Genomic DNA, 4,221 nt, shown 5'->3' with positions numbered 1-4,221 from the left:
GCGCATGCGCCGCGAAACCCCGGATTCGCCCCTCGTCCGGATCGGACGAGGGGGCGATTCCCGCTCGCCATCAAACAAAAAAAATGGCCCCAGAGGGGCCATTTTCTTTGTTTGGTGGAGGCGGCGGGAATCGAACCCGCGTCCGCAAGCACTCTACAGACAGTTCTACATACTTAGCGCTGCCATTTGTTTTAACCCAGACGACGCGGACGCGCACGCTTCGTCAAGGCGAGTCACCTTGAATTTAACCTCGAACCAAGTGACCCGGCCCAAGGCGATTCCTTGTAAATGACTCTACCGCTGTTTTACCAGCCTACCCCAAGGAAGAAGTAGTGCAGAGCAAACGGGGATTAAGCCGCTTGTGCGTACGAGTTATCGTTAGCAGTTATTACTTGTCTGATTGGATTTACGAGGTAGTCAGGCCTCGGTATGCCCTGCGCTGCTTTGCAACCCACGTCGAAACCAAGTCGCCCCCGCAGAAAGAGGATTATATCCCATTGTATGGGCGAACACGCAGACATCAAGGCCTTCGCTGCCAAAACCACAGCGCCGATCTCACTGGATGTTGAGGTCGACCCGGCTGGTCGGCTCCTTGGCCGGGATGCCGTCCGCGTTGAGCTTGGGCGCAATCAGGAAGATACGCGCCGGTGAAATGATGCTCTGCTCCTGCAGATAGCCGCGGATCTGGTCGGCACGACGCTGCGCCAGGTTGCGCAGGTCGTCCTGCGTCACTTCCATGTTGTCGATAATCAACTGGTGCATCTCTTCCACCGGCAGCGACTTGGCCAGGCCCACCACGTTGCGCGGCTTCTTGAACTTGCCTTCCTTGTAGACCCGTTCCAGGTATTGCGCCCGCTCGGCCGCGCTGATCTGCACCGGACCGGCCGGTTGGCCTTCTTCCTCGATCAGGTCGCGACGCTTGAAGCCGCGCATCTGGCGATTCAACGCCTCTTCGCGCAAGCCGGGATCATCCAGCTTGGGATCGACCCGCCCGGTGATGTCGAGCTTGATGCCGGGACGCTCGTTGAGTGCATAGCCCAGCGCGTCGAGCTTCTTGCGAATGTCGGCCGTGATCTCGGACGAACCGGGACTGAACTCGATATAGTGCAGCTCGCCGATGCCCTCCGAACTGTTGAACATCGAGCCGATCAGTGCGAACGGCGATGTCACCGCCTTGACGATCAGGTTGACGAACACCCGCATGATGATGCCGCCCACCGAAAACTCGGGGTCCGACAACGAGCCCGAGATCGGCAGGTTGAGATTGATGTTGCCCTCGCGGTCCTTGAGCAACGACACCGCCAGCATCACCGGCAACTTGGTCGCTTCCGGGCTGTCGACGCGCTCGCCGAAGCTCAATTGCTCGATGCGCACGTCGTTCTCGGCGACCAGCTTGTCGTTCTCGATCTTGTACTGCACATCCATCGACAACTTGCCCTTGGTGATGGCGTAGCCGGCGTACTTGGCCGAATAGGGCGTCAGGCGCGGCAACTGCACACCGTTGGCGCTGGCCTTGATGTCGAGGAACATCGGCTTGAACAGGGGATTGAGCGTACCCGAGATCTGCAGCGGCGCATCGTCGTCGATCTTGCCGGTGACGTTGACCGGGGCCGGTTGCGGCTTGTCCGACGAGATCGCGCCAATGGTGCCGGCCAGGCCGGTCATGTTGGCGGTGTAGTTGGGTTTGACGAAGTTGTCGGTGTAGTTGATGTTGCCTGCGGCCAGCTTGATCAGGCCAATGCGAACCTGCGGTGCGTCGGCGCTGGGCGCACTGGTCACGGGGGCGGCCGAGATCGCGGTGTTGCGCGCGCCGCCGACGCCCTGGTCGGCTTTTTTATCGCTGCCCTTGCTGGCGTCGGTGATCGAACCCTGGGCGCCGGCGTCGGCCACCAGGATGTCTTGCAGGTTCAGCCGACCCTTGTCCGACAGGATCGCCCGCGCATAGAAGTTGGACAGGTTGACCTGCTCCAGCGATATCTGCGGGCGACCGCCCAGGCGCGCCTGTATGCCCGTCAGTTCCAGCGTGCGCCAGCGCAGGAAGTCGGTGGCACTGAGCTTGTCCTGCATGCGCAGGTTGCCGATGCTGGCGTTGCCATTGTAGGTAAGCGCAAAACGCTGCTGGTTCACCGGTGGCGTCAGCGCCAGTTTGCCGCGGGCACTGAGCAGCCCGCTATTGAGCGTGACATTGAGCACGTTCGAAAAATAACCCTGGAACGGCGCCACGGGCAGATTCTGTGCGTCCAGGTCAAGCTCGATGCTCTTGAGCGCGGCGGCGGCTTGGCCACTTACCGATAACTTTCCCGTCTTGTCCAAGCGCGCCTGCAAACTGAGCTTCGTCGGTGTATCCAGCTGGCTCGACAGGTTCTGCATCTGCAGGTTGATGTCGTGGACCTGCAGTTGTGACTTGCCGCCGGCACTGGCGTCGGCAAAGTCGACCTTGCTGTCGACCACGCTGAAGGTGCCCAGGCGCGCCTGCCATTGAGGCGCAGTGGCCGTCTTGCCGTGCCCGGCGGTCGTCGCCGTTGCGGCAGGCGCTGTCGGCGTGGCCGCCACCGGCGCGGCGCTGGTGGCTTGCAGGCGCTGCAGGTTGAAATTGCCGTCTTCCTCGCGCCGGATGTCGCCCGCCAGTCCGGTAATGCGGATGCTTTCGGCGTCGACCCGGCGTGCCGCGAGGTCGAGCGAGCCCTTCTGCAAGGCGGCCGACTTGATGGTGATGGCCTGGTTGCCCTTGCCCGTCGGTTGCAGCTTCAGTTGCGCCAGCGTCAGCGCCAGCTCGCCCAGCTTCAGTACGCCCGGCGCCACTTGCACCGCCGCCGCGCCCGACAGCTTGCCCGAGGCCTTTGCCGCCAATACGCTATCGAGATAGGACTGGTAACCGGACAGCTCGATGCCGTCCACTGTGGCGCGACCATCCAGGGCGCCACCCAGCGGGTTGAGCTTGCCCTCGAAGCCCAGTCGGCCCCGGCCGTTTTCGGTGGCGCTCAGTGTCAGCGTGGCCGGTGCCGCCTTGGCGGCGGTCGATACCTGCCTGGCGTCGATGTCGATTTTGCTTAGCTTGATGTCCTGGGCCGGCTTGGCATTGGCTTCGTCACGCCAGTTCACTTCGCCTTCATGCACCAGCAACTGGCGCACCACGATGGCATGTTGCGGCGCGTCGGCGTCGGGTTTGGCGGCGCTGGCCGGGGCCACCGGCGCGGGGGCAGGGCGCTTGTCGGAGGCCAGTGCCGCCAGCCAGTTGACCTGGCCGCGGGTGTTGACGGCGGCCCATACCTGCGGCTGGTCGAGGCGCAGCTCGCTGATCTCGCCACTGGCATTGAGCAGGTCGAACTGGGTCAGCCGCGCCGACAGCCGCTGCGCCTTGAGCAGTTGTTCCTGTTGGCGGCTTTGCAGCGATACCTCGTCGAGCACGATATCGCCCGACAACGCCACCTTGGGCTTGCCATCGGCGCGGTTGAACGACAGGTCGAGCTTGGTCGAGAGCTTGGCGCCGGCCAGCTTGAGTGGCAGTTCGGCAGGGAGGAAGGGCAGGTAGCCGACCAGGTCGAGGTGGTCGATGTCGATGGCAAACGACGACTCCTGCGAACTGACGAATGGCTTGCTGCGACCGTTCAGGTGAAACGGGGTGCCGTTGATGTTGGCCGACAGTTGGGGTTGCACGAAGCTGTCGACACTGCCGGGCAGGTTGGAGATGAATGGCAGGCCCAGTTGCAGCGCGGCGATATCGACCTGGCGTCCGGTGACCTTGTCGTCGAACCGGATGTGGCCGCCATCCAATTGCACATTGGCCAGCGAGAAGCGCGCCTGGCCTTCGCTCTTTGGCAGCGCGGCGATGCGGTCGAGGATGTCCGAAAAGTTATACCGTCCGGCGCCGTTGGCGTCGAGACGTACCACGTGGACCTCGGGCGTATCGAGTCGCAGTTCGTCCAGCACCGGCGCCAACCTGAATATCGAGGCCGACGAGGCGTTCACCAGCAAGCCTTGCGCCGTGACGAACGGGGTCTTGCCGTCGGGTTCGAAGAGGGTGATGTCGGAGGCGGTCAGGGCCAGCCGGAACGGGTTGAAGCTGACCTCGCCAATGGTCAGTTTGCGCCCGATCTTTGCTTCGGTCTGGGCGCTGGCGATCTTCTTGACATACGAGGGCAGTGCCAACCAGCTCGCCAGCGCCAGCAACAGCAGCACCAGCAGGGTCCAGGCCAGCCACCGCAGCGGCGGGGGCTGCCG

The 4,221-nt window shown here is 63.1% G+C and carries 1 protein-coding gene and 1 other RNA gene; both read right to left on the bottom strand.

The annotated features are described in order from the left end of the window. Window positions 1-112 precede the first annotated feature (112 nt). Window positions 113-475: a transfer-messenger RNA gene (ssrA, locus tag PMI40_RS23060) on the bottom strand. Between the two features lie 80 nt (window positions 476-555). Then, window positions 556-4,206, bottom strand: a complete 3,651-nt coding sequence (locus tag PMI40_RS00025) for a DUF748 domain-containing protein (protein WP_081496365.1) — start codon at window positions 4,204-4,206, stop codon at window positions 556-558. Window positions 4,207-4,221: the final 15 nt, after the last annotated feature.

Source organism: Herbaspirillum sp. YR522 (assembly GCF_000282575.1).
GTDB lineage: Bacteria > Pseudomonadota > Gammaproteobacteria > Burkholderiales > Burkholderiaceae_D > Herbaspirillum.
The sequence above is the reverse complement of the archived record's forward strand: the minus strand, read 5'-3'. Positions and strand labels throughout refer to the sequence as shown.